Below are 25249 nucleotides of genomic sequence, written 5' to 3' on the forward strand. Positions count from 1 at the left end.
ACTGGGACCAACTTCATACTGGGACCAACTTCATACTGCGACCAACTTCTTGGCTCGGACCAAAGCGATGAAGAACGGCGCACCGACCGCCGCCAGGACGATCCCGGCCTGGATCTCACCGGGCCGGGCGATCATCCGGCCGAGGACGTCGCAGGAGACCAGCGCCACGGCGCCGATCAATGCGGAGTAGGGGACCACCCATCGATAATCGGGGCCGGTGAAGAAGCGGGCCACGTGTGGCGCAACGAGACCGAGGAACACGATGGGTCCACACGCAGCGGTGGCGGCGCCGACGAGCAGGGTGATCGCGACGATTCCGACGATGCGGACCTGCAGGATGCGGGACCCCAGAGCTTTCGTCATGTCGTCGCCGAGCGAGAGGATGTTCAGGAAGAACCCGCTGGCCACCGCCAGGATCAGACCGGGGATGACAAAGGGGAGTGTGGCGGTGATGACGTCCCAGCCGCGGCCCGCAATGGAACCGACCTGCCAGAAGCGCCACGCCTCGAGCGAAGCGGTGTCGATGAGCACGATGGCCGAGGTGAGCGCGGTCAGCATCGCGGACAGTCCGGTGCCGGCGAGGATGAGGGTCAGGGGACTGGCGCCTTTGCCGACCGAGGCGAGAAAGAAGACCAGGCTCGCCGCCAGCATCGCGCCGATCAGACCGAAGCCCATGTACTGGATCGGGGTGGTGATACCGAGCAGGTAGACGCCGGCGACGACGGCGCAGGCCGCGCCCGCGTTGACACCGAGGATGCCGGGGTCCGCCAGTGGGTTGCGGGTGTGACCCTGGGTGAGCGCTCCGGCGGCACCGATCGCCAGGCCGACGATCAGTCCGAGCACGGTGCGGGGAATACGCAGAGTCTGGACGATGCCGACCGCGTCCGGGGCGCCGGGAACGTTGTCTGCCCAGAGGGCATCCCAGACCTCATCGAGGGGGATGACGCGGGATCCGATCGCAATCGACGCTGCGCACGCAACGATCAGCAGCGCCAGCAGCAGTATCGCGCCCGGTAGGCGCAGCGACTTCTTGCCCAAGACCAGGGTCCTGCCTCTTCGTGCTCGACTAGTGATCCATCTTGGAGAGGTTAGCCTAACTTGCCCACGTACCACGAAATCGGAGCCCGGTGAACCGCTTCGATAACGGAAAGCTAACGAAACGAAGACATGGAGTTTCTCATCTGTTTCTTGGCTAACACTCAGCCTGTACTTGACCGATTCACGTGCAAGGCCGCTGTGTCGGTGGCATTCACGAAAAAGGAGTGAAGATGAAGCAGAAAATGGTTCGCGCTGCGGTCGCCGCAGCGGCGGCGGTCGGGATTGCGGCGGGGAGTGTCGTGGCTGCAGCTCCGGCTCAGGCGGCAGCGCCTGATCTGGCTCTCACCGGTGGGGTCTACTGCTCATTCGGCAAGCCCGGCGACCCCTGGCAGAACGCCTGGTACATGGTCCGGTGGATGGAGGTCACCGCACACGGCCGCAACTGGCCGAACGTGACCCTGCACGAGTTCGGTGGAGCCGAGAAGTTCTCGCCGAACCTCAAAGAAGGCCAGAAGCTGCGCATCGAGACGAAGTGGTTCGGTTGCTTCCCGAGCTCGATCTCCGGATACACCATCTCCAGCGACATCGATCCGCTGCAGAACAACATCGGCTTCTGGGCCAACGTCCAGCGGATCGACAACTAGCTCCACCCGTACAGCGCCCACCGCGCTGTGAGAACTCCACAGGACAGCGATCCCTCTTCCTGACACAGACCGCCCGCACAATCGGTCGTCAGGGGAGGGATCGTTGTTGTCTGCGGACTCATCCGGAAGGGATGAGGGCATCGGGGAACAAAGGGGCCAGACTCGTCTGCAGGCTTTTCGCTGTGAAGACTGATCGGAATTCATCCTTGTGGAGGAGACACCCATGACGGAACCCGAGGCGGCCGAGGTCGGCCCCATCGACTATCTGGTGATCGAATTTCCCGCCGACCGCACCCCCGATGGTTCGGCACTGCCATTGTTGGACGACCTGGTGGCCCGCGGGATCATCAAGCTCCTCGACTTCGTCTTCGTGCGTAAAGAGCTGGACGGATCGATCTTTGCGGTCGCAGTCGAGGACTTCGACCTCACCGGTGACTTCGACGTGTCGCTCTTCGCCGGCGCGACGTCCGGTCTGATCGCCCGCGAGGATCTCGACGAGGCGGCGTCCGCGCTCGAACCCGGTTGTTCGGGCGCGATTCTGATCTACGAAAACCATTGGGCCGCACCGTTCGCGTCGGCCCTGCGGCGCAACGGTGCGCAGTTGGTGGCCTCCGGCCGAGTGGCCACCCAAGACCTGCTCGACTCCCTCGACGCGCTCGGCGTCTGAACTCAGCGAAGGAACCGTCATGCCCGGACTCTTACGCGGCGTAGCCCGCACCGCCGTCATCGCCGGCACCGCATCGTCGGTGTCCAATCGCGTCTCACGCCGTCAGGCCAACCGGTGGGCGCAGCAAAATCAACAGCAGGCCCCACAACAGGCGGCGCCGACACCCGATGCTGCGCTGACGGCAGCACCCGCGTCGAGCGGCGATCGTCTGAGCGCACTTCGCGAACTCGGCGAACTCCGAGCCCAGGGCGTGCTGACCGAAGCCGAGTTCGCCGCCGAGAAGGCCAAGATCCTCGCATCCTGAACTCGCTCGTACTCGCGGGTGTCGAGGGGTGTGCCTGCCGTGCGGGCGGCGATGACCTCTTCGCCGGCGCGATCCCGACGCGCCGCGGCGGTGGGCGTGGTACGAGTTCTTCATGCGTGATTCGGGCGAGCGGGTCCGGGTGGTTGTCGCCGACGACCATCCGATGATTCGTGACGGCGTGGTGAGAGCTCTTTCGAGCAGTGGTTTCGTCGAGGTGGTGGCCGAGGCGGGTGACGGGCGCGAGGCGCTGATCGCGATCCAGCGCGAGTTGCCCGACGTCGCGCTGGTCGATTTCCGGATGCCCGAGATGGACGGTGCCGAGGTGGCTGCGGCGGTTCGTCGGGACGGGCTCGCCACCAAGGTGCTGTTGCTCTCGGCGCACACCGAGAGCGCCATCGTCTACAACGCCATCGCCCAAGGCGCCTACGGGTTCGTGTCCAAGGACGCGGGGCGCTCCCAAATCGTCGATGCTGTGCTCGACTGTGCCGCGGGGCGACCCGTGCTCGCGGGGGAGCTCGCTGCCGGTCTCGTCGGTGAGATCCAGATGAGGCGCGACAGCACTGCCCCGGTTCTCTCTGCGCGAGAGAAGGAAGTGCTCGGCATGATCGCCGAGGGCAAGAGCGTGCCCGCGATGGCCGAGGTGATGTTCGTCGCTCCCTCGACGGTGAAAACGCACGTGCAGCGGCTCTATCAGAAGCTCGGGGTCTCGGATCGGGGAGCTGCGGTGGCCGAGGCGATGCGGCACCGGTTACTCGAGTGACCGGCCCTGGGTTGTTTGCGGACGCGAGTTTTGTCCGCATCACCGCCGGGCTGCGACTGCTGCTGGTGGTCCTGTTCGGCCTGCTGGGTGTGGTGATCCCCGACGCCGAGGTGAGCAGTCCCGGGTACTACGTCGTACTGACGGTCTATGCGCTCGTCGCCGTCGGGTGGTTTGTCGTCGTCTACCGAAGGCGGACCCCTCCTCGCTTCCAGATCGCCTCTCCGGCAATAGATGTGGTCGGTCTCATCGGGCTCGCCGCGTTCTCCGGCGGCGCCACTTCCATGCTGGCGCCGGCGTTCTTCTTGATTCCGATCGAGGTGGCGTTCAAGGGAGTTCCCTGGCTCACCGGGGTTGTCGGCAGTCTGACGTCGGGGACCTTTCTGGTCGTCTGGCTCACCGATCCCGGCGCAGCGGATGTCAATCGGAACGTCACCTGGTTGAACTTCGGGTTCCTGCTCTGGCTGACCGCCGCCACCACCGGACTGTCGTATGTCCTGTTGCGGCGATCCGAGCACATCGGCGCCTTGCTCACCGCGCAGCGGCAATTGGTGACGCAGACGTTGGCTGCCTCCGATCGCGAGCGCGCGATCCTCGCGGAGGCGATACATGATCGTCCGCTGCAGACGTTGCTGGCCACGCGCATGGACCTCGAAGAGGCCATGGATAGTCCGTCCGCCGCCACACTGGCGCCGGTGATGGCGAACCTCCGGAGCACGGCCACCGAACTGCGAGAGCTGGTGTCGGGTCTGCATCCTCAGGTTCTCGCGCAACTCGGACTCGCGCCCGCGCTTGCGGAATTGACCCGGCGGCACGAGGAGCGCTTCGGGATCCCCGTCCGACTCGAGTTGGCGTCCGTCGACGCCGGTGAGTTGGCGTCGCTTCTACACACTGCTGCGGGAGAACTGCTCACCAACGTTGCGAAACACGCGTACGCCACGGAGATCACCCTCGAACTCGGTGGCGACGACACCTCACTGCTGCTGGTGGTCACCGACAACGGCGTCGGTTTCGATCCCGCGATCGTCCCAGACCGAATTGCGCAGGGTCACATCGGGATCGGCGCCCAAGCGGCGCGCGTGATCGGAGCCGGTGGAACGTTCGAGATCACCGAGCCCACCGGCGGCGGAACGCGGGTGGAGATCACGATCCCGCGCTGACGACACCGGTGGCGAAGAGGACCTCTCAGCCGCGGTTCACCTTGTCCGGCTCGCTGGCGGCGAGCATGTCTTCGCGTTCGACGACCTTGACGCGTTCGCGGCCTTCGGCGGCGCCGAGTTTGCGTTCGTGTTCGTCGAGGCGGTACCAGCCGTCCCAGGTGGTGAAAGCGACGTTCTTGTTCTCGAGGTAGTCGATGATGGCGTCTTCGCCGGGGGTGGCCGGGGTGAGGACCTTGCCGGCGAGGGCGTCATCGAGCAGGCAGTCGACGGTCTCGTTGGCGTCGCCCTTGGTGTGGCCGATGAGTCCGACGGGCCCGCGTTTGATCCAGCCGGTGGTGTACATGCCTGTCATGTGGGTGCCCTGGTCGAAGATGCGGCCTGCTTCGTTGGGGATGACCCCGGCCTGATCGTCGAAGGGGATCTGCGGCAGGTTGTCCGAGAGGTACCCGACGGCGCGGTAGACCGCGCCGAGGTCCCAGTCGGTGGTCTTGCCCGTGCCACGCACGTTGCCGGTGCCGTCGAGTTCGGTGCGCTCGGTGCGGAGGCCGACGACTTTGCCGTCCTCGCCCAGGATCTCGGTGGGGCTTTCGAAGAAGTGCAGGAACAGTTTGTGAGGGCGGCCTTTGGGGTCGCGGATGGCGTACTGCTCGATGATGGTGGCGACCTGGTCGGTGATCTTCGACGAACGCCGGGCGACGGTGGAGCCTTCGTCGTAGTCGATGTCCTCGGGATTGACGATGACGTCGATGGTCGGGGAGTGGTCGAGTTCTTTGAGCTCGAGAGGCGTGAACTTGGCCTGGGCCGGTCCGCGGCGTCCGAAGACGTGGACTTCGACTGCCTTGTTGTTCTTGAGGCCGTCGTAGACGTTGGCGGGGATCTCGGTCGGCAGGAGTTCGTCGCCGGTCTTGGCCAGCACGCGCGCCACGTCGAGGGCGACGTTCCCGACGCCGATGACGGCGACCTTCTCGGCGTCCAGAGGCCAGGTGCGGGGGAAGTCGGGGTGACCGTCGTACCAGGCGACGAACTGCGCGGCGCCGTAGGAGCCGTCGAGGTCGATGCCGGGTAGGTCCATGATGCGGTCGTCGGTGGCGCCGGTGGAGAAGATGACGGCGTCGTACATCGACTGCAGGTCTTCCAGCGCGATGTCGGTGCCGTAGTCGACGTTGCCGATCAAGCGGATCTGCGGCTTGTCGAGGACTTTGTGCAGGGCGTTGATGATGCCCTTGATGCGGGGGTGATCGGGCGCGACGCCGTAGCGGATCAACCCGAACGGGGCCGGCATCCGCTCGAACAGGTCGATCGAGACACCACGATCTTTGGCTTTGTCCGACTTCATCAGGGCATCGGCGGCATAGATGCCGGCAGGGCCCGCGCCAACGATGGCCACGCGAAGAGGACGGTTCTGATCGCTCATGAGTCGGAGTGCTTTCTCGTGCGAGTAGGAGTTCCGGCGCCCGCCGATGCGGGTGCCCGGACGGGCTCAACACCCCACGGTAAGCGGTGGACCTGGCGGGAGCCAAAATCGGCAGACGGTCTCGAGTCGAACTCGACCGCTGCCGATTCTGGTTCCCGCCAAACCCGGCGCTCTGGGGTAGCGGGTCAGGCGCCCAGTTTGGGTGCGACCTGGTCGATTGCCCACGGGATGGTCAGTACGGTCGGCACCGACATTGCGCTGCCGATCTGCTGGTCGAGGTAGACCACGCCACCCCGTTTGGCGATGTCGAGGTTGTTGAAGACCGCATTGTTCTTGAGCTTCTCGTTCGAACCCTCCCAGTCGATCGCGACGACCTGGTCGAGGTTGTTGAGCAGATTGAGATTCTCGTTGGAGATGGTGCCGTAGAAACCGCTGGTCACCAGGGGCTCGAGTTCGGCCGGGAAGACCTGGCCGAGGTTGACGAGCATCTGGCCGCGTCCGTCACCTGGGCCGAAGATCGAGATCGATCCGTCGGCGCCGGAGATGATGACGGCCGACTTCTTTCCGACCATGTTCGGATACTGCGCCTTCGCCTCGTCGAACTTGGCGTTCGTCTGGTCGATCAGCTCCTGGGTCTTCTCCGGCATCCCGACCGCCTTGCCGATCTCGGCGGTCGACGCGGCCCACGGGATCAGCCAGTCCTGGTACTGGGACTCGCGAACGATGGTCGGCGCGGCCTTGGTCAGGTTGTTGTACTGCTCCTGGGAGACCGAATTGTTCACTGCGACGATGAAGTCGGGATTGGTCGCCAGCGCCTTGGGGATGTCGGCGCCCAGATCCTGGGTGGCCTGGCCGAGCGCGACGGGTGTGTTCTCCGCGATGTACTTCTCGTTCCAGGGTTCGACCACGTTCTTACCCGTCGGATCGTTGAACGGGACGATCGTGGTCGGGGTGATGCCCAGTGCCATGAGGATGTCGGCATCACCGGGGCCGAGGGTCGCGATGCGCGCGGGCTCGGACTCGATTGTGGTCTCGCCGAAGTTGTGGGTGATGGAAACCGGCAGGGCACCTTCTTCGGCGGTGACCGATGCGGCGGTGCTGTCCTCGTCGGGGGCCGAGCAGGCCGTGATCCCGATCAGAGTGGCAACGGTGGCGGTCACGATTGCTGCGCGGGCAGTTGCTCGCCGGGGGTTCTTCATTCGCACGATCTCATCCTCACAGTCATGGACAACCCGGTGAGGCCGGAAATTAGGGTTGGCTCACCAATGTCGTCAGCCAGCGTCTCACGGCGGTGACGGCCCGGGCAAATACGGGTTATAAGCTCGCGACCATGGCATCAACCGACTCCGGGTCAATTCCACCGATAGAAGACGACGAGCGCCGGACCCCGTGGCCGTTCCTCATCGCTGTCGCGATCGTGGTGCTGGTGCTCGGTGCGATCGGTGTGATGCATGTCGTGCGGCCCGCCGAAGACCGGCTCACGGAGGAGTCGAAGGTCTCCCGGACGATCAACGACTACTACACGGCGCAGAATGCGCTCAATTACAGCAACTTTCGGGCCCTGACCTGCTCTGCGCAACGCGACTCGGCCGACTTTCCGACCGAGGACGCCTTCTCCACCGAGCAGACCGAAGCCCGCGAGGCCGACGGCCAGATCGAGATCAGCAACATCTCGGAGACCGTGGTCAACGGCGATCGGGCGACAGCGAACGTGCATTCGTTCCGTAAGCAGAAGACGCAAACCCAGATAACCCCGGTCACACTGGTCAAAGAAAGCGACTCCTGGAAGGTGTGTGCATGAGCTACGCAGGTGACCTGACCCCGCAAGAGGCATGGAAGATCATCACCGAGGATCCGACCGCCGTGCTGGTGGACTGCCGGACCAGTGCCGAGTGGAGCTACGTCGGCGTGCCCGATCTCACCGGAACCGGCAAAGAGACACTGTTCATCGAATGGGTGAGCTATCCCGACGGTGCCAGGAACTCTGACTTCGTAGGACAGCTGCGGGCCGCAGGTGTCAGCGACGATCAGCGGGTGGTGTTCCTGTGCCGATCCGGCCAGCGCTCGATCGGGGCCGCGCAGGCCGCGACGGCAGATGGTGTCGCGAAGGCGTACAACGTGCTCGACGGCTTCGAGGGAGCCGTCGATGCCGACGGTCACCGCGGCGCGGTCGGCTGGAAGGCCCTGGGACTCCCGTGGCGCCAGTCGTAGGACCCCATCACCAATCCGCGGCATCACCACACACGGAGGACGACAGTGAATAGTCCACTGCCCGACGGCGTCTCGCCGGACACGCTGGCGGTTCGTGGCGGTTTGGCCCGCTCGAACTTCGAAGAGACCTCCGAGGCGCTCTATCTCACCTCCGGGTATGTCTACTCCTCCGCGGCCGCCGCCGAACGTGCCTTCACCGGTGAAGACGAGCGATTCGTGTACTCCCGCTACGGGAATCCGACCGTCGCGATGTTCCAGGAGCGGCTTCGCCTGCTCGACGGTGCCGAAGCCTGTTTTGCCACCGCGAGCGGTATGGCTGCGGTGTTCGTCGCGCTGGGCGCCCTGCTCAAGGCCGGTGATCGTCTCGTTGCCGCGCGCAGCCTGTTCGGCTCCTGCTTCGTCGTGTGCAACGAGATCCTGCCGCGCTGGGGCGTGGAGACGGTGTTCGTCGACGGCGAAGACCTCGAGCAGTGGGAGCAGGCGCTGTCGGTGCCGACCACGGCGGTCTTCTTCGAGACGCCGTCGAACCCGATGCAGACACTCGTCGACGTCGAGAAGGTGTGTGGGCTCGCGCATGCGGCCGGCGCACAGGTGGTACTCGACAACGTCTTCGCGACCCCGTTGCTGCAACGCGGCCTCGATCTCGGCGCCGACGTCATCGTCTACTCCGGAACCAAACACATCGACGGGCAGGGCCGGGTGATGGGTGGGGCCGTGCTCGGCTCGGCCGAGTACATCGACGGCCCGGTGCAGACGCTGATGCGGCACACCGGTCCGGCGCTGAGCCCGTTCAACGCCTGGACTTTGCTCAAGGGTCTCGAAACGCTGCGTCTGCGCGTGGATCACTCCACGAGCTCGGCTCTGCGGATCGCGGAGTTCCTCGAGGCGGATCCACGGGTGGCGTGGGTGAAATATCCATTCCTGCAATCACATCCGCAACACGATCTGGCGGTCAGGCAGATGTCGGGTGGTGGCACCGTGGTGACGTTCGAACTCGCCGATTCGGCCGGGGCCTCAGGTAAGGCGAGAGCGTTCGAGGTGCTCGATGCGCTGAAGATCGTCGACATCTCGAACAATCTCGGGGACTCGAAGTCGCTCATCACGCATCCGGCCACGACCACGCACCGTGCGATGGGGCCGGAGGGCCGCGCCGCGATCGGGCTGTCGGACTCTGTCGTACGTTTGTCTGTAGGCCTCGAAGGTATCGACGATCTGCTGGGCGACATCGATCAAGCGCTGTAGGTAAGCGGCACAGAGGGGACGGTGGGTCATCCTGCACTCGGTGGCCGACTGGATCGTGTCGGTTGTTCAATCGACGCCGCCCTGGGCGGTGTATCTCATCGTGTGCGGCGTCGTGTTCGGGGAAGCCGCGGCCTTGCTCGGTTTGGTGCTGCCCGGCGAGACCGTACTGCTGGCGGGCGCCGTCGCTGCGGCGCTCGGCAGTGCCAACATCGCGTGGCTGATCGTCGCGGCAAGCGTGGCCGCGGTGCTCGGTGATTGGACCGGCTACCTGATCGGCCGACGTTCGGGTGACAGGATCACCCACTCCCGTTTCGGTGGCTGGATCGGCGAAGAGCGGTGGGCCCGCGCCGAGACGCTGATCCGGCACGGCGGCGTCGTCACAGTCGTCAGCGCTCGGTGGATCGGATACGTCCGCACCGTGACCCCGTTCGTCGCGGGTATGAGTCATATGCCGACAAGGCAGTACCTGATCGCGAATGTGGTCGGCGGGGTGCTCTGGGTGGTGGTGGTCTGCGTGGTCGGGTACGCGCTCGGACAGACGCTCGGGGCCAGCCTGTTGCTGTACTTCGCGGTCGGTGCCGCGCTGGTGGTGGTCGCATACTTCGGCATCCGGCGGTTGTGGCGGCGGCGGTCCGCGGTGGAGGTCGGACCGCTACGGAGTGAATGATCGGCCGCCGACTAACAATCACGACGACTTTTAGCCGCCGGGAAATAGTTCACCACAGCTAAGTTGTTGTTCAGGTGAAGACCCGATCCGACCGGTGAAACTCGGTCCGACCTTGAAACGTGATGCGAAAGGAACGTCTGAGGCGATGGTCCCTGCACCGGATCCCAAAGATGTACTCGCCGGTTTCGTGCGCGCCCGCGTCGACGACCGGGTGCTCTTCGCGGACGACGTCGACGAGGCGATCGCCCTTGTCGCAGATCATGTTTCTGGCGACGTCGTGCTCCTCGACGTGCGTGCTGACCTGGAGATCTCCACCGCTTCACCCGGCTACCGGGTTGTCGCCGCGCAGGTCGATCTCGCACACACACTCGCCGCTGTGGAAGCCGAGTTCATTGCACGCGAGGCCGAACTCCTGATCGTCCCCGGAGTCGTCGATGCCACGGGTGAGGTGCTACCGCTGTCGAGGCTGGCGGCCATCGCTCATCGGCACGGCGCCCGGGTGCTGGTCGATGCCGGGCAACTCGCGACCCGTCGTGTCATCAATCTCACCAGTCATGGGATCGATTACGTCGTGCTCTCCGGCGCGATCATCGCCGGGTTCGGGCCGGCCGCGGTCATCGGACGCGGCGACCGACTGCCACCGGCCGACCCCGCCCACGTCACCGCTCCGGTGGCCCACGGGTTCGCGCAGGCGGTGCTCGCCATCGCAGATCTCGGTTTCGACTGGATCGGTCTGCATGAGGAATCGCTGTCCGCGGTGGTCGACGAAGCCGTGCGTGCTCTGCCCGGCGCGCGCAGGTTGACTTTGTGGCCCGACGCCCGCGATCGGGTCGGCCTCGCCGAGATCGCAGTGGCCGGTCGATTCGAGACGGTACCGATCAGGTGGGGGATCGGCACGGGCCACGCAGAACTCTCACGGCAGTTGAACACTTTGGCCAACGTTGTTTTCGAGCAGGAGGCGTCATGACAGGTCGGACCCGACCGGAATTGCTGGTCGCGATCGACGGGGAGACCCCGATTGCCTGGAGTGGGCCGCGTCCGGCCGATGCCCGGGCATCAGTGGTCCGCCGGATCCGCCAGCCGGAATTGCGTGGCGGGATCAAGGAGCGTGCGCAACTGCGGGCGAGCTGGCAACACCTCGGGGACAACCCCGCCGACCTCGTCGTCGCGCTCGAGATCGACGTGCTGATCGCCGACGACGCGGCCACCGCCCGCGCAGAACTGTTGCGCCTGGGGGAGTCGCGTTTCGGCGACACCGTCCGGTACGTCGGCACCGCTGCGGGCCTGCTGACCCTGATCCTGGACGTCTACAGCGCCGAGGTCGCGGACGCGGTGATTCTGCGGCCGCTCGACGCTGCCACCGGCGCCGGTTCAGCCACTCTGATCGCCGAGCAGGTGCTGCCGCGTCTGCGCGAACGCGCCGCGGCAGCCTGACCCCCACCACACACAAGCACACCGTTCAGCCATAACCACACGTCGCAACGTGTGCCTATGACTGAACGGTGTGTTTTTGTCGTCAGACCGACGGATCGGCGCGTTCGCCGTGGTCCCAGCGCTCGACGATCTCGGCGCGCGCGGTGTCGGTGAGCTGGCCGTAAAGGCGCAGGCGTGCCATGCCGCCGTCGGGGAAGATGTCCATTCGAGCTTCGGTGAGTGGCCGGTCGACGTCGACGAGAAACCGGTGGCGGGTGTCGGGCTGCAGGGCACTACGTGGCAGCACGTCGAACCATTCGCCGTTTTCGCCGTCGCGTCCGCGGATCATGGCCGAGCCGGGTGCGTTGCCCAGGAAGTAGCTGGTGTCGAGTTCGGCGAGACCGATGGTGGACTCACCTGCCAGCTTGACCTGGACCCAGTCGTTTCCGGAATCGCGGCGACGGGATGTTTCCCAGCCCTCGCCCATCGTCCGGGCCCGTCCCGGCATCAGCAGGTTGTTCGGCGAGCCGTAGAACATGTTGGAGCACGCCGTGATCATGCCGCCGTTCTCCAGGGCCGCGAGGTCGAAGTGCCCATACGACAGGAACTTCGGATCAGGCGTTCCTCGTCCGTGGACGCGGAACCGGGCGACACCACCGTCGGGATAGATCGACAGCCGGACGTGGGTGAATCGCTCCATGGAGTCGACACGAAACGGGTTCCTGGTGTCACCGTTGACCTCCACCCGGTCGACGATCGTCTTCCACTCGGTGTCTGCGACCAACTGCGTGGTGGTCGGAATGCCCTCCACCGCAGCGGCTTCGACAGACACGTACGGGGGGTAGTTGCCCACGAACCATGAGGTGTCGACGACGACGCCGTAGATGATCCCGGGCACTCCAAGTCGGACGATCGCCTGGTCCACGCCTTCTTCCCGGCGGCGTCTGGTCTCCCAGCCGTCGTAGACCTGACCCTTGTGGCCGAAGGTGGCCGGCTGATATTCCGCCGACGGAGTCTTGATCAGGTTCTGCGCCTCTGCGAACAGATCGTCGTTGGTCCAGATGACCGCGCCTCCGAGGGTTCGCAACGCCAGATCCGGCATCGAGGTGAAATGCGGGCGCGAGGCTGGAGGCGATGGGGTCACGACTTGTCAGATTAATGCGCACGACCGTGGCGGTCGAACCCAGCTGTTCCGGCCGAGGGTGTTGCAGTCCAGTTCTGGTTACGCGCATACTTGCGGCGGCCAATTAGTTGTGGGGCGAAACTCGTTGATCGCCGAAAAGACAGCCGGCGGGAGCCGAGAGGGGTCGTGAGCGCGATGACACGGGTTGATCAGGTAGACGATCTCATAGACGTCCTCGCCCGGTACGCGCAGATTCGGGACCGACTCGCAGCGATGCGACTACGGACGCCCGACGGGATCGTCGAGACCGCTGCCTACAACTGCCTGTTCCGCCTCGCAGACGCCCCCGCCCGCTCGGGTGAGCTGGCCGAGGCGATGTTCGCCGACCCGTCCACCATCAGCAGGCACGTCGCGCACCTCGTCCGCCTCGGGTATGTGCGTCGGGAGGCCGACCCGAACGACGGGCGGGCGACGATCCTGGTCGCCACCGACACCGGTCGTGAACGGGTGGCCGAACTGCGTACCCGCCGCGGCGAGCAACTTCGGGTGATGATGAACGACTGGACCGAAGACGATGTCCGTGCCCTCGCCACACTGATGGGCCGATTCGTCGAGGGCGCGGAGGCCGCACTGGCGTGCGCGGTGACCGAGGAAGGCCAGAATTGACGAACAAGGCCGAGCCTGCCGTCGCCGGTGGTGAGCTCTCACACCGCAAGATCCTGACGATCCTCGGCGGTCTCATGCTGGGCATGTTCCTCGCCGCCCTGGATCAGACCATCGTCTCGACCGCCATCCGGACCATTGCCGACGACCTCCAGGGGTACTCCCTCCAGGCATGGGTCACCACTGCATACCTGGTGACCGCCACCATCGTCACGCCGCTCTACGGCAAGTTGTCGGACATGTACGGCCGCAAGGCGCTGTTCATGACCGCGATCTCGATCTTCATCGTGGGGTCGCTGCTGTGCAGTACCGCGACGTCGATGTACCAACTGGCCGGGTATCGCGCCCTGCAAGGCCTCGGTGCCGGTGGCTTGATGTCTCTGGCGCTGACGATCGTGGGCGACATCGTGCCGCCTCGCGAGCGCGCCAAATATCAGGGCTACTTCCTCGCGGTCTTCGGGACCTCGAGTGTCATCGGTCCCGTGCTCGGCGGGTTGCTCGCCGGCCAGGACTCGATCCTCTGGGTCTCGGGTTGGCGCTGGGTGTTCCTCGTCAACGTCCCGATCGGACTGGTGGCGCTCATCGTCGTCTTCCGGGTTCTCGATTACGACCAGATCCGCAACGCGCGTCAGCGGGTGGACTGGTGGGGTGCCGGGCTGTTGGCGCTCGGCGTGGTGCCGCTGCTGATCGTGGCCGAGCAGGGCCGGATCTGGGGATGGGGCAGCGGCTGGGCACTGACCTGCTACATCACCGGAGTCGTCGGCATCGCAGCGTTCGTCTGGGTCGAACACAAGATGGGAGACGCGGCGATCATCCCGCTGCGGATCTTCCAGAACCGGATCTTCGCGCAGGGCATCGTGATCTCCGTGGTCGTCGGAATGGTCATGTTCGGCGGGATCTCCATGCTGCCGCAGTACTTTCAGGTCATCCGCGGATCGAGCCCGACGATGGCCGGCCTGCAGATGCTGCCGATGGTCCTCGGTCTGATGAGCGCATCCATCATCTCCGGCCAGCTCATCTCCCGCACAGGTCATTACCGCATCTACCCCGTCGTCGGTTCTGTGCTGCTCACCGTCTCCACGTTCCTGCTGCATCTGCTGAGCGTCGACACCCCGGTCGCCGTGGTGATGACCATGGCGTTCTTCCTGGGGTTCGGCCTCGGGAACATGCTGCAACCGTTGACCCTGGCTTTGCAGAATGTGTTGCCGCCCAAGGACATGGGGGTTTCGACGGCGTCTGCGACGTTCTTCCGTCAGATCGGTGGCACCCTCGGTGTCGCGGTCTTCTTCTCGGTGTTGTTCAGTCTGATGGGCCCGAACATCACCGACGGTCTGAAGGATGAGGCGAGCTCCCCGCAGTTCCGCCAAGCCGTGGCGCAGGCGGCGCAGAGTCCGGATGCCCAGGTCTCGGCGTTCGGCAAGGGACTGGCCGCTGCCGCCCAGAATCCAGGGGCCGGAGGCGGGCAGGCCGGCAGTGTCATGGACGACACGTCTGTCATAGCCAAACTGCCCGAACCGATCTCACGCCCGATCAAGGTCGGGTTCGCCGACGCGATGGACAAGGTGTTCCTGAGCGTCTCGATTGTGTCGTTGATCGCGCTGGTCCTGGTGCTGTTCTGGAAAGAAGTGCCACTGCGCACCCAATCCGGCATGCAAGCCGCTCGGGACAAACCTGACGCTGTAGAGCCGTAACCCCGCTGAGTACCGACGCGACGCTGGGCGGTGAGCAAGGCGAACTCGCCCTGCCCCGCGTAGCGAAGCGGAGCGAAAAAACACAGCTGGTGAGACGAACACGAAACCCCTCACAGCAAAGCCAACCCCACGCGACAAAAGGCCCGACTCCCAAAGGGGGTCGGGCCTTTCTGTCGATAGCTGCGATCAGCCGCGTGAGGGCTCGTTGGCCTCGTGGGGGTGCTCGGCGAGACGATCGATGGCCTCTTGGGCGATCTTCTCGGCGTCGGCTTTGCCTGCCCAGCCGCCGGGGAAGACCTCTTTGCCCGGCTCCAGGTCCTTGTAGTGCTCGAAGAAGTGGGCGATTGCCTTGAGTTCGAACTCCGGCACGTCACCGATGTCCTGGATGTGATCCCAGCGGACGTCCTTGGCGGGCACGGCCAGCAATTTGTCGTCGCCGCCTGCCTCGTCGGTCATCCGGAACATGCCGACGATGCGGGCGCGGACGATCACGCCGGGAAACACGGACTCGGGCAGCAGGACCATCGCGTCCAGGGGGTCGCCATCCTCGCCGAGGGTGCCGTCGATGAATCCGTAGTCGGCTGGATAGCCCATCGAGGTGTACAGATAGCGGTCGAGGTACACCTTTCCGGATTCATGGTCGACCTCGTACTTGTTGCGCTGTCCCTTGGGGATCTCGATGGTGACGTCGAAGTCCACGGTGCCTCCTGGTGCGTTGTGCGTAGCCGGTCCCAAAATCGACTCAACGATACTGTGGAGACCTGGGACCGTCGCGCTCGGCGGGACCAAGATACGAAACTCTGACCGGAGGTAATCAGTGGCAGGCAGTGCGCGCAGCCGCAAGGGGCTGCTGTGGACGCTGGTTCCGGTGGTGGTTCTGGTCGTGGTGGCCGCGATCGTGCTGGTGATCGCACTGCGTGTCGACCAGGACTCCGATGCCCTGCCCGAGGGTGCTGTTCCGCAGCCCTCGCCGGCTTCCCTCACCCCGCGGATCAACCCGGTGGCCGCCGATGCCCCGTCGCCGACCCCGGACGGCGTCCGTGCCGATCTGACGCAGGCGCTGGCCAACCCCGATCTCGGGCAACTATCCGGAGAGATCTCCGACGCCGTCAGCGGTGAGACCCTGTGGTCTGCCACCCCCAACCAACCGATGGTGCCGGCGTCGACGATCAAGGTCCTCACCGCGTCTGCCGCGCTGGTGTCCTTGCCCCACGACAAACGCATCACGACGACCGTGGTTGCGGGCAAGGGCGGTCAGGTGATCCTGGTGGGTGCCGGCGACCCGACGCTGTCGGTGCAGCCCGCGGGTGAGGAGACGTTCTTCACCGACGCCCCGCGCATCAGCGACCTCGCCGAACAGATCAAGAAGGCCGGTATCAACGTCACGTCCGTGGCCGTCGACACCAGCCGGTTCAGTGGCCCGACCATGACGGAGAGCTGGGACCCGGCAGACATCGCCGGGGGCAACATCACGCCGATCGAATCGTTGATCGCCGATTCGGGCAGAGTCGAGCCCCTCGAGATCGACTCACCCCGTACCGCCACCCCCGCGGTCACGGCCGGCGCTGCCCTGGCGTCCGAGCTCGGGGTCGATGCCGCGGTGGCGCAGGCGACGGCGCCTGCCGGGGCACAGGTGATCGCGCAGGTGGAGTCGGCGCCGCTGGTCACCCGGCTCGGCGACATGATGCGGGCGAGTGACAACGTCCTCGCCGAAACCGTGTCCATCGAGATCGCCATGGCCACCGGTGGCAGGCCCACCATGGCAGGCGGAATCGATGCGGTGCGGAAAGCGTTGAGCGACTATGGGTTCAACATGAACGGGACGGTGATCGCCGACGTCAGCGGGCTGTCGGAAGACAATCGGGTTTCCGCAGGCCTACTCGACAAGGTGGTGAACGCAGGCGCAGGAACGGCGCAGCCGAAACTACGGCCACTGCTGGACATGCTGCCGGTGGCCGGAGCGACGGGCACTCTCGCCGAGCGGTTCGCGACCGAAAACCAAGCGGGAGCAGGCTGGGTCCGGGCCAAGACCGGAACCCTCACGGGCGCAAGCGCGCTGGTCGGCGTCGTGCAGACGAGAGAAGGTCGCGTGCTGAGTTTTGCCCTGATGTCCAACGGGACGTCGCCGGATGTCGCGAGACCCGCGCTCGACACGATCGCGGTGGCGCTGCGGGATTGTGGGTGCCGATGAGTATCGACTGGCAGCTTGCGGCGACGATAGGTAAGAAGGTCGCCCGCCCCGGACCGGTCACCACCGGATACACGCTGACTGCAGCCCGCGAGGAGCTGGCTTCCTCCGCGGTGGCCGCGGAAGCGCCGGTCCGCGAGGTCACCGGCCTGGCGGATGGGCTGCCGGTCCCGACGGCGCGGATCCTGGACCGCGGCGGCTGGATAGAGGCGGCGACCCGGTCGATGTCGGCGATGCTCGATGCCGATGACGAGGGCTCCAAGCCCGGCATCAGCGGTCGTCTTGCCGGGGTTCAGGCGGGCGGACTGCTGGCCTTGCTCTCCGGGGCGATTCTCGGCCAGTACGACCCGTTCACCCCGGACCCCGAGTCCGGCAACGACGGTGTGTTGATGTTGGTCACTCCCAACATCATTGCCGTCGAACGTGCGTTGCACGTGGTGCCCAGCGACTTCCGGTTGTGGGTGTGCCTGCACGAGGTGACCCACCGGGTGCAGTTCTCGGCCAATCCGTGGTTGCGCGACTACATGTCGTCGAACGTCGAGTCGCTCACCGCGGAGAACGGCGAGTCGAGCAGCGAGATGGTCGGTCGTATCAGCGCCGCCCTCAAGAACGGTCAGCAGCGCGAGAAGGGGATCGTCGGCGCGATGCAGCTGCTGCAGTCGCCCGAACAGTACGAGGCCTTCAGTCGGATGATGATGCTCGGAACGCTCCTCGAAGGGCACGCCGACCACGTCATGGATGCGGTGGGACCGGCGAAGGTCCCCACCGTCGACCGGATCCGAAGCGCCTTCGACAAACGTCGCACCCGGCCGCAGAATCCGGTGCAGCGCGTACTGCGCGCCCTGCTCGGGATGGATGCCAAACTCGCGCAATATATTCGGGGCAAGGCATTCGTGGACGAAGTGGTGGGGACCGTGGGCATGACACGGTTCAACGCGATCTGGACCGGTCCCGAGACGATGCCGCTGCCTGCCGAGATCGAGCAGCCGCAATTGTGGATCGACCGGGTGCTGTGAACTCTGCTGCGGTCGCCGAGATCACCGGCGCCGTGGCCGATTTTGCCGAACGATATCTTGTGAGCACCGAGGTCTGCGTCGCGCTGTCCGGTGGTGCCGACTCGCTGGCGTTGACCGCCGCGGCAATCCGCTCGGGTCTCGGTGTCCGGGCGTTGATCGTCGATCACGGGCTGCAACCCGGTTCCGCGGAGGTGGCCGAACGCACGGCGCTCGCCGCGACCGGACTCGGGGCACACCCGCGGGTGCTGCGGGTCGAGGTGGGTCGCAGCGGTGGACCTGAGGCAGCGGCCCGGGCTGCGCGCTACCAGGCTCTGGACGGGGCTCGAGACGGCTTGCCGGTGCTGATCGGACACACGCTCGACGATCAGGCCGAGACCGTCCTCCTGGGTTTGGCGCGCGGATCGGGGGCGCGTTCCATCGCCGGGATGCGGCCGTGGACGGCGCCGCTGGGCAGGCCGTTGCTGACGATCAGGCGGGCAGCCACCCGCGCCGCCTGCGCCGATCTCGGCCTGTCGCCGCATGACGATCCGCACAACGCCGACCCGCGGTTCACCCGGGTACGGCTACGCGCCGAGGTGTTGCCGCTGCTCGAAGACGTCTTGCAGGGGGGAGTCGCGCAGGCGTTGGCCCGTACGGCCGAACAGTTACGTGATGATCTCGACGTCGTCGAGCACGTCACCGACCAGCACAGCGCGTCGATCGCGGGCGCCAGCGTCGCGTGTGCTGACCTGGCGACGCTGGCGCCGGCGATCCGCTCGCGCCTGTTGCGGCGGTGGCTGCTCCAGCAGGGAGCGACCGAGCCGACGGAGACTGTCGTCAGGGCGGTCGGAGCGTTGGTGACCGGGTGGCGCGGGCAGGGGCCGGTCGCCGTCGGCGGGGCCCACGATCACCGCCTGGAGATAGCAAGACGCGACGCTCGACTGGTCGTCGAGCGCCGCGTGCGCTGAGGTCGTGTCGCTCTGCCTCAGCTCGCCTTCGGGGGAACGAACGGCGAGCTGATGGTGTTGAAGTACTGGATCGCGGCTCCGACGAGCGTTGGCCCACCGGCCACGATCGTTCCGACGACCCCGCCGATTCCGGCGCCGGTCACGAGGCCCGGGAGGCACAACGGAAGGCTAACGACACACCCGATTCCGGCTCCGATGATCGTCCCGATGAGACCGCCTACGGTGACAGCCACGCTCACGTAGGTTCCAAGGGTCTGCAGGGCCTGCAGATCTCGCTCTTCCCGCGTCCGGGGACCGTCCGCGACCTGCTTGCGGATGCTGTCGCTGACATCGACCTTGGTTGCGCTGGCCGCGTCGCGAACCGGGGTCAGGGTCGCAGTGTTGCCGGTGATGTCGGCGATGATGGGGAACTGCTGGTCTTCGAGGTTGTAGAGCAGCGGGATCGAGGCAGCGACGTTGCCCGCGGCATCGACGATCTCGAACTGGTTGCCCGACGTGCGGAGGGATCCGAGGTCAGTTTCGAAGACGACGTGGTCGCCCACGACGTCTGCGGTGTAACCGATGTCGGCTGATGGTGGCGCAGCATTCGCCGGTGCCGCTGTCACAAGGCCTGCGACCGTCGCCGCAGTGGCGAAGATCGCGATCAATCCGGTTCTGATTTTCATTCGTATCCCTGAGTTCGTGGGCGCTCATCTACCCGGTTCGTGTCTTCCCCCCACGCGCCCCGATCCGGTCTTTCCGCCTCGTTCGACCTGGTTGGTCGATCGCCCCGAACTGCGTCTGGATTCGGCCCGTGGAACTGTGCGTGTACTGCCTGCGTCTCAAGCCAGATCAGTAAAACAGAATTGACCTTCAAGCTCATACTTTTCCAATAACTTCATTCGGTCGATGGATCAGACGGCGCATCCACGCGGTGCCCGTCGATGGGGTTGAGGCATGATGAGGTGCGTGATGCAGCAGCGCGACCCATATGGCAACGACATAGAAGCGATTGTGGTCACCGAGGAGCAGATCTCGGCACGGATCGCTGAACTCGCGCAGACCGTGGGGGAGCGATATCGCGACGCTCCCGACGACCTGGTGCTGATCGGAGTTCTCAAGGGTGCGGTGATGTTCATGACGGACTTCGCGCGGGCCCTGCCCATCCCGTCGCAGCTGGAATTCATGGCGGTGAGCTCGTATGGGTCGTCGACGTCTTCGTCGGGTGTGGTCCGGATCCTCAAGGACCTCGATCGCGACATCCACGACCGCGACGTCGTCATCGTCGAAGACATCATCGACTCGGGTCTCACCTTGTCCTGGTTGATCAAGAACCTGCGGACGCGGCACCCACGGTCGCTCGAGGTGTGCACCCTGCTGCGCAAACCGGACGCGATCCGCGTCGATGTGCAGGTGAAGGACGTCGGCTTCGACATCCCCAACGAGTTCGTCGTGGGATACGGCCTCGACTACGCGGAGCGGTATCGCGACCTGCCGTACGTCGGCCGGCTGCACCCGCAGGTCTACACGGACTGAGGGCACGCACTGTGACCGCCGTCGAGATCGCCACGAGAGTACGCGCCGGGCAACTGGATCCGGTTGCGGTGACCAGGGAATCGCTGGAACGGATCGCACAGCGTGACGGTGCGATCGGGGCCTTTGTAAAGGTCCGTGAGGACAAGGCGGTTGCCGAGGCGGAGCTCCTCACCGCCCATCCGGATCTGGCGAAGCTGCCGCTGGCAGGTGTGCCGGTCGCCATCAAGGACAACGTCCCCGTCGCCGGCGAACCGATGACGATCGGATCCGAAGCGACGTCGCGGGCGCCCCAGCTCAGCGATCACACCGTTGTTCGCCGATTGCGCGCCGCCGGTGCGGTGGTGGTCGGCCTGACCGCGGTCCCGGAGATGTGTATGTGGGGCACCACGGACAACCCGGCCGTCACCACACGAAACCCCTGGAACGAGCAGCGAACCCCTGGTGGGTCGTCCGGTGGATCGGCGGCAGCGGTCGCCAGCGGCCAGGTGGTGCTGGCCCACGGGAACGATGGTCTCGGCTCGATCCGGATCCCCGCCGCAGATTGTGGTCTGTTCGGGATCAAACCCGGCTTGGGTGTGGTGCCGTCGGAGTTCGGCGGCAACGGCTGGTTCAACATGAGCGAGAACGGGCCGCTGGCGACCACCGTCGCCGACGCAGCGCTGATGCTGGGTGTGATGGCCGACGATCTCGAGCTGGCGCGCGCCGGTGCCGACGCCGATCCCGGAAATCTGAGAATCGTTGTCGCAGAAAACTTCCCGCTGGCGGTGGGCAAGGCCGACAAACACTGGGCCCAGGCGCAGGCCAGTTGTAGCGGGGTGCTGGCGAACCTGGGACACCGCGTCCCGCACGCAGACCTGCCGTACCCGACCAATCCGGCTCCGTTGCTGTTCCGATGGTTCGCGGGCGCGGCGGCGGATGCGGACAGCATCGCCGAAGCAGGCGGTGACCTCGCCAAACTGCAGCGGCGCAGCAAGACCCACACGGCTCTGGGCCGGGCCGTCAGCCGATTCGATCTGGTCCACGACGTGCAGGTGAGCACGGTGGAGCAGAAGGTGCTCGCCTATCTCGATCGCAACAAGGCTGATCTGCTGCTCACTCCGACTCTGGCCGCCCCGCCCTTGAAGGCCGCGCGGTGGAGCGCCAAGGGTTGGGCGTCGAACATCTGGGCCAACGTCAACTACGCGCCGTACGCCGGACTGTTCAATCTGCTCGGCTGGCCCGCGATGTCGGTCCCATTCGGCGTCCATCCCGTCTCTCGAACGCCGCTGGCGGTGCAGTTCGCCGGCCGGCCCGGGTCGGAAGCGCTGTTGTTGAAGCTCGCCGCGCAGCTCGAGGTCGCCCGTCCGTGGCAAAGAGTCGCGCCCGGTTACTGAGCCTCCTGCTCACAGAACTGCGCTTTGCTCGTGAAGTTCCACGAGCAGGGCGCAGGAAAGTGAGCGAAGTCTAAATTCTGCCGGGAGGGAACGCTCGACCACGACGAATCGTTGACGGGTAGCCTGATGATTCAGACATCCCGACTGGAAGGACGCGCCGAGATCACAGCGAGGGCCACAGTGTGGCCGTCGGGATCGGCTGACACACCTCAATGAACCGCAAGACTGTCTTTCGCAACCTGGCGATCGTCGCCGTAATCGTGCTGGCGATCTGGGGTTGGACCGTGCTCCGCGACGGCAACCGTGACTACAAGGCCGTCGACACCTCGGTGGCGATGACCCAGCTCAACATCAAGAACGTCGACGAGGTGCAGATCGACGACCGTGAGCAGACGCTCCGGATGACGTTGAAAGACGCCGTCAACGGCGACAAGAAGATCTCCTCGAAGTACCCGGCGCAGACCACCGAAGAGGTCTTCGATCGTGTGGACGCCTCGGGAGCCGTCTATCAGACGAACGTCAACAAAGAGTCGTTCCTGATGCAGATGCTGATCTTCATCCTGCCGCTAATCCTGCTCTTCGGACTGTTCTTCTTCGTGATGAGCCGGATGCAGGGTGGTGGCAAGGGCGGGGTCATGGGCTTCGGCAAGTCCAAGGCGAAAGAGCTCAACAAGGACATGCCGTCCACCACCTTCGCGGACGTCGCAGGCGCGGACGAGGCTGTGGAAGAACTCTTCGAGATCAAGGACTTCCTGCAGAACCCCGCCCGCTACCAGGCCCTCGGCGCCAAGATCCCCAAGGGCGTCCTGCTGTTCGGTCCTCCCGGTACGGGTAAGACCCTGCTGGCCCGCGCTGTGGCCGGCGAGGCCGGAGTGCCGTTCTTCACCATCTCCGGCTCGGATTTCGTCGAGATGTTCGTCGGTGTGGGTGCCTCGCGTGTGCGCGACATGTTCGAGCAGGCCAAGAAGAACAGTCCTTGCATCATCTTCGTCGACGAGATCGACGCCGTCGGTCGCCAGCGCGGTGCCGGCCTCGGTGGTGGTCACGACGAGCGCGAGCAGACCCTCAACCAGCTCCTCGTCGAGATGGACGGCTTCGGTGAGCGTTCGGGTGTCATCCTCATCGCAGCGACCAACCGCCCCGACATCCTCGACCCCGCGCTGCTGCGCCCGGGCCGTTTCGACCGGCAGATCCCGGTCGGCAACCCCGACATCGCAGGCCGTAAGGCGATACTGAACGTCCACGCGCAGGGCAAGCCCATCGACGCCGACGCCGACCTCGACGGTCTGGCCAAGCGCACCCCGGGCATGTCCGGAGCGGACCTTGCCAACGTCATCAACGAAGCCGCTCTCCTCGCGGCCCGCGAGAACCGCACCTCCATCACCGCCGAACTCCTCGAGGAGTCCGTCGACCGCGTGGTGGGTGGTCCGCGCCGCAAGAGCCGGATCATCAGCGAGCACGAGAAGAAGATCGTCGCCTATCACGAGGGTGGGCACACGCTCGCCGCGTGGGCGATGCCCGATCTCGACCCCATCTACAAGGTCACGATCTTGGCTCGTGGACGTACCGGCGGTCATGCGCTGGCAGTCCCCGAGCAGGACAAAGATCTGATGACCCGCTCGGAGATGATCGCTCGCCTGGTGATGGCCATGGGTGGCCGTGCCGCCGAAGAACTGGTCTTCCACGAGCCAACCACCGGCGCCTCCTCCGACATCGACCAGGCGACCAAGATCGCTCGGGCGATGGTCACCGAGTACGGCATGAGCGCGCGCCTCGGTGCTGTTCGCTACGGCCAGGAACAAGGCGACCCGTTCCTCGGCCGCTCGATGGGAGCGCACTCGGACTACTCGGCCGAGATCGCCGGGGAAATCGACGACGAGGTGCGCCGACTGATCGAGGCCGCGCACACCGAGGCATGGGCGATCCTGACCGAGTACCGCGACATCCTCGATGTCCTGGCCACCCAGTTGCTCGAACGCGAGACCCTGACGCGTAAGGATCTCGAGAAGATCTTCGACAAGGTGGAGAAGCGTCCGCGGATCACCACGTTCAACGAGTTCGGCGAGCGCACCCCCAGCGACAAGCCTCCGGTGAAGACCCCGGGCGAGCTGGCGAAGGAGCGGGGCGAGCCATGGCCACCCGAGCCGCCGCGGTCGCCGGAGCTCGCCAAGGTCGGTCCGCATGCGCAGCCGGGACCCGGCGAGTTGCCGGGACAGCAATACCCGCCCCAGACCCCGTATCCGCAGCATCAAGGGACACCGCAACAGGGCGGCGCACCGGGCGGAACCCGACCCGACTACGGCGCTCCCGCGGGCTGGTCGGCGCCCGGGTGGCCTCCCACCGGGGGTGGGCCCAACGGAGCCGGCAGCAATGGCGCGCCCCAGAACGGTGCTGTCCAGAATGGTGGCTACCAGAACGGCGGCCATCAGAACGGCGGCTACCAGAACGGTGGCTATCAGAACGGTGGACAGCCGCCGACCAACCCCTACGGTCAGCCCGGTAGTCCCTATGGGCAGCCACCGACGAATGGCCATCACAACGACGGTCATGATGGTCACAACGGCCAGCCGCCCTCGAACGGACAGAACGGACATTGACGTCTCGCGAAAACCTGACCGCCATCAATCCCTTCGACGCCGATCGTGCCGAGCGTGCTGTGCGCGAGCTGCTCATCGCGGTCGGGGAGGATCCTGATCGCGACGGGCTCAAAGAAACCCCGGCTCGCGTGGCCAGGGCGTATCAGGAAATGTTCGGCGGACTGCATTCGGACCCGGACGAGGTCCTCGCGACCACCTTCGACGTCGGTCACGACGAGTTGGTGCTCGTGAAGGACATTCCGATGTACTCCACCTGTGAGCACCATCTGGTCTCGTTCCACGGGGTCGCGCACGTCGGGTACATCCCGGGCGCCAGCGGACAGGTGACCGGGCTGTCCAAGCTGGCCCGCGTCGTCGATCTGTACGCGCGCCGACCCCAGGTCCAGGAACGGCTGACCACGCAGATCGCCGATGCGCTCGTCCGCAAACTCGATCCTCGCGGCGTGATCGTGGTGATCGAGGCGGAGCATCTCTGCATGGCGATGCGAGGCATCCGCAAGCCCGGCGCGTCCACCACGACCTCCGCGGTTCGCGGGCAGTTCAAGACCAGCGCGGTCTCACGCGGTGAAGCCCTGGATTTGATCTCTCGACGGAGTTGATTTCCGTAGGGGAGGGGCTG

26 protein-coding genes are annotated in these 25249 nt (G+C 65.5%); 20 read left to right on the forward strand and 6 right to left on the reverse strand.

Going from position 1 to position 25249, the window contains the following annotated elements:
* Positions 1 to 30: 30 nt before the first annotated feature.
* On the reverse strand, positions 31 to 1038 hold the full coding sequence (locus J3S28_RS03165; RefSeq protein WP_207837455.1) for a FecCD family ABC transporter permease: 1008 nt from the start codon (positions 1036 to 1038) through the stop codon (positions 31 to 33).
* Positions 1039 to 1268: 230 nt separating this feature from the next.
* On the opposite strand from J3S28_RS03165, the gene J3S28_RS03170 reads away from it, so the two are divergent.
* The 5 genes from J3S28_RS03170 (at position 1269) to J3S28_RS03190 (ending at position 4570) form a co-directional block, all read left to right on the forward strand.
* Positions 1269 to 1682: a hypothetical protein gene (locus J3S28_RS03170; protein ID WP_084891202.1), complete on the forward strand. Its 414-nt coding sequence runs from the start codon at positions 1269 to 1271 to the stop codon at positions 1680 to 1682.
* 223 nt (positions 1683 to 1905) lie between these two features.
* A complete protein-coding gene (locus J3S28_RS03175; RefSeq protein WP_207837458.1) occupies positions 1906 to 2349 on the forward strand; it encodes a DUF6325 family protein in 444 nt (147 codons plus the stop codon).
* Between the two features lie 19 nt (positions 2350 to 2368).
* Positions 2369 to 2653, forward strand: coding sequence for an SHOCT domain-containing protein (locus J3S28_RS03180; RefSeq protein WP_207837461.1), 285 nt, complete (start codon positions 2369 to 2371; stop codon positions 2651 to 2653).
* A gap of 112 nt (positions 2654 to 2765) precedes the next feature.
* Positions 2766 to 3413: a response regulator transcription factor gene (locus J3S28_RS03185; protein ID WP_207837465.1), complete on the forward strand. Its 648-nt coding sequence runs from the start codon at positions 2766 to 2768 to the stop codon at positions 3411 to 3413.
* Positions 3410 to 4570: a sensor histidine kinase gene (locus J3S28_RS03190; protein WP_207837468.1), complete on the forward strand. Its 1161-nt coding sequence runs from the start codon at positions 3410 to 3412 to the stop codon at positions 4568 to 4570. Before J3S28_RS03185 ends, J3S28_RS03190 begins: the two co-directional genes overlap by 4 nt.
* A 25-nt stretch (positions 4571 to 4595) precedes the next feature.
* Here the strand turns inward: J3S28_RS03190 and J3S28_RS03195 are convergent, their stop codons facing one another.
* Positions 4596 to 5984 carry an FAD-dependent oxidoreductase gene (locus tag J3S28_RS03195; protein ID WP_207837470.1) on the reverse strand — a complete coding sequence of 463 codons (1389 nt, stop codon included), beginning with the start codon at positions 5982 to 5984 and terminating at the stop codon, positions 4596 to 4598.
* Positions 5985 to 6169: 185 nt separating this feature from the next.
* Entirely contained in the window at positions 6170 to 7183 is a 1014-nt protein-coding gene (locus J3S28_RS03200; RefSeq protein ID WP_207838158.1) for an ABC transporter substrate-binding protein, read from the reverse strand.
* Positions 7184 to 7314: 131 nt separating this feature from the next.
* Between J3S28_RS03200 and J3S28_RS03205 the strand changes: the two genes are divergently transcribed.
* The 6 genes from J3S28_RS03205 (at position 7315) to J3S28_RS03230 (ending at position 11538) form a co-directional block, all read left to right on the forward strand.
* Positions 7315 to 7785, forward strand: a complete 471-nt coding sequence (locus J3S28_RS03205; RefSeq protein ID WP_207837472.1) for an Rv0361 family membrane protein — start codon at positions 7315 to 7317, stop codon at positions 7783 to 7785.
* Positions 7782 to 8195, forward strand: coding sequence for a rhodanese-like domain-containing protein (locus J3S28_RS03210; RefSeq protein ID WP_207837474.1), 414 nt, complete (start codon positions 7782 to 7784; stop codon positions 8193 to 8195). Before J3S28_RS03205 ends, J3S28_RS03210 begins: the two co-directional genes overlap by 4 nt.
* Before the next feature lie 45 nt (positions 8196 to 8240).
* Positions 8241 to 9437 carry an O-succinylhomoserine sulfhydrylase gene (locus tag J3S28_RS03215; protein WP_207837476.1) on the forward strand — a complete coding sequence of 399 codons (1197 nt, stop codon included), beginning with the start codon at positions 8241 to 8243 and terminating at the stop codon, positions 9435 to 9437.
* Positions 9438 to 9477: 40 nt separating this feature from the next.
* Entirely contained in the window at positions 9478 to 10104 is a 627-nt protein-coding gene (locus J3S28_RS03220; RefSeq protein ID WP_307796794.1) for a DedA family protein, read from the forward strand.
* 145 nt (positions 10105 to 10249) lie between these two features.
* Complete coding sequence (locus tag J3S28_RS03225) at positions 10250 to 11071, forward strand: aminotransferase class V-fold PLP-dependent enzyme (protein ID WP_207837477.1); 822 nt, start codon at positions 10250 to 10252, stop codon at positions 11069 to 11071.
* Entirely contained in the window at positions 11068 to 11538 is a 471-nt protein-coding gene (locus J3S28_RS03230; RefSeq protein ID WP_207837479.1) for a hypothetical protein, read from the forward strand. Before J3S28_RS03225 ends, J3S28_RS03230 begins: the two co-directional genes overlap by 4 nt.
* A gap of 82 nt (positions 11539 to 11620) precedes the next feature.
* Here the strand turns inward: J3S28_RS03230 and alc are convergent, their stop codons facing one another.
* On the reverse strand, positions 11621 to 12661 hold the full coding sequence (gene alc, locus J3S28_RS03235) for an allantoicase (protein WP_207837481.1): 1041 nt from the start codon (positions 12659 to 12661) through the stop codon (positions 11621 to 11623).
* 174 nt (positions 12662 to 12835) lie between these two features.
* Between alc and J3S28_RS03240 the strand changes: the two genes are divergently transcribed.
* Together J3S28_RS03240 and J3S28_RS03245 are read left to right on the forward strand one after the other, a co-directional pair.
* Positions 12836 to 13306 carry a MarR family winged helix-turn-helix transcriptional regulator gene (locus tag J3S28_RS03240; RefSeq protein ID WP_207837483.1) on the forward strand — a complete coding sequence of 157 codons (471 nt, stop codon included), beginning with the start codon at positions 12836 to 12838 and terminating at the stop codon, positions 13304 to 13306.
* Positions 13303 to 14994, forward strand: coding sequence for an MDR family MFS transporter (locus tag J3S28_RS03245; RefSeq protein WP_237340935.1), 1692 nt, complete (start codon positions 13303 to 13305; stop codon positions 14992 to 14994). Before J3S28_RS03240 ends, J3S28_RS03245 begins: the two co-directional genes overlap by 4 nt.
* Before the next feature lie 186 nt (positions 14995 to 15180).
* Here J3S28_RS03245 and J3S28_RS03250 read toward each other — a convergent pair whose 3' ends face one another.
* The gene (locus J3S28_RS03250) at positions 15181 to 15693 is read right to left on the reverse strand and encodes an inorganic diphosphatase (RefSeq protein ID WP_207837485.1); all 513 of its coding nucleotides are present in this window, start codon (positions 15691 to 15693) and stop codon (positions 15181 to 15183) included.
* 118 nt (positions 15694 to 15811) lie between these two features.
* On the opposite strand from J3S28_RS03250, the gene dacB reads away from it, so the two are divergent.
* Genes dacB through tilS form a run of 3 tightly spaced genes read left to right on the forward strand, consistent with a single transcriptional unit; the run spans position 15812 to position 19145 of the window.
* On the forward strand, positions 15812 to 17185 hold the full coding sequence (dacB, locus tag J3S28_RS03255; RefSeq protein WP_307796796.1) for a D-alanyl-D-alanine carboxypeptidase/D-alanyl-D-alanine endopeptidase: 1374 nt from the start codon (positions 15812 to 15814) through the stop codon (positions 17183 to 17185).
* Positions 17182 to 18198 (forward strand): Rv3626c family coenzyme F420 biosynthesis-associated protein, encoded by a 1017-nt coding sequence (locus J3S28_RS03260; protein ID WP_207837487.1) that lies wholly within the window; start codon positions 17182 to 17184, stop codon positions 18196 to 18198. The genes dacB and J3S28_RS03260 overlap by 4 nt, the downstream gene beginning before the upstream one ends.
* Positions 18195 to 19145, forward strand: a complete 951-nt coding sequence (tilS, locus tag J3S28_RS03265; RefSeq protein ID WP_207837489.1) for a tRNA lysidine(34) synthetase TilS — start codon at positions 18195 to 18197, stop codon at positions 19143 to 19145. The genes J3S28_RS03260 and tilS overlap by 4 nt, the downstream gene beginning before the upstream one ends.
* A 17-nt stretch (positions 19146 to 19162) precedes the next feature.
* On the opposite strand, the gene J3S28_RS03270 is transcribed toward tilS, so the two are convergent.
* Entirely contained in the window at positions 19163 to 19810 is a 648-nt protein-coding gene (locus J3S28_RS03270; protein WP_207837491.1) for a DUF8020 domain-containing protein, read from the reverse strand.
* Positions 19811 to 20096: 286 nt separating this feature from the next.
* On the opposite strand from J3S28_RS03270, the gene hpt reads away from it, so the two are divergent.
* The 4 genes from hpt to folE all read left to right on the forward strand — a co-directional run bounded on the left by hpt (position 20097) and on the right by folE (position 25229).
* Positions 20097 to 20660, forward strand: coding sequence for a hypoxanthine phosphoribosyltransferase (gene hpt / locus J3S28_RS03275; RefSeq protein WP_084837317.1), 564 nt, complete (start codon positions 20097 to 20099; stop codon positions 20658 to 20660).
* Positions 20661 to 20671: 11 nt separating this feature from the next.
* Positions 20672 to 22033: an amidase gene (locus J3S28_RS03280; RefSeq protein WP_207837494.1), complete on the forward strand. Its 1362-nt coding sequence runs from the start codon at positions 20672 to 20674 to the stop codon at positions 22031 to 22033.
* 212 nt (positions 22034 to 22245) lie between these two features.
* Positions 22246 to 24630, forward strand: a complete 2385-nt coding sequence (gene ftsH, locus J3S28_RS03285) for an ATP-dependent zinc metalloprotease FtsH (protein ID WP_207837496.1) — start codon at positions 22246 to 22248, stop codon at positions 24628 to 24630.
* On the forward strand, positions 24627 to 25229 hold the full coding sequence (gene folE, locus J3S28_RS03290) for a GTP cyclohydrolase I FolE (protein ID WP_207837499.1): 603 nt from the start codon (positions 24627 to 24629) through the stop codon (positions 25227 to 25229). The genes ftsH and folE overlap by 4 nt, the downstream gene beginning before the upstream one ends.
* The last annotated feature ends 20 nt before the right edge of the window (positions 25230 to 25249 follow it).

Source organism: Williamsia soli, from assembly GCF_017377795.1.
Lineage (GTDB): Bacteria > Actinomycetota > Actinomycetes > Mycobacteriales > Mycobacteriaceae > Williamsia > Williamsia soli.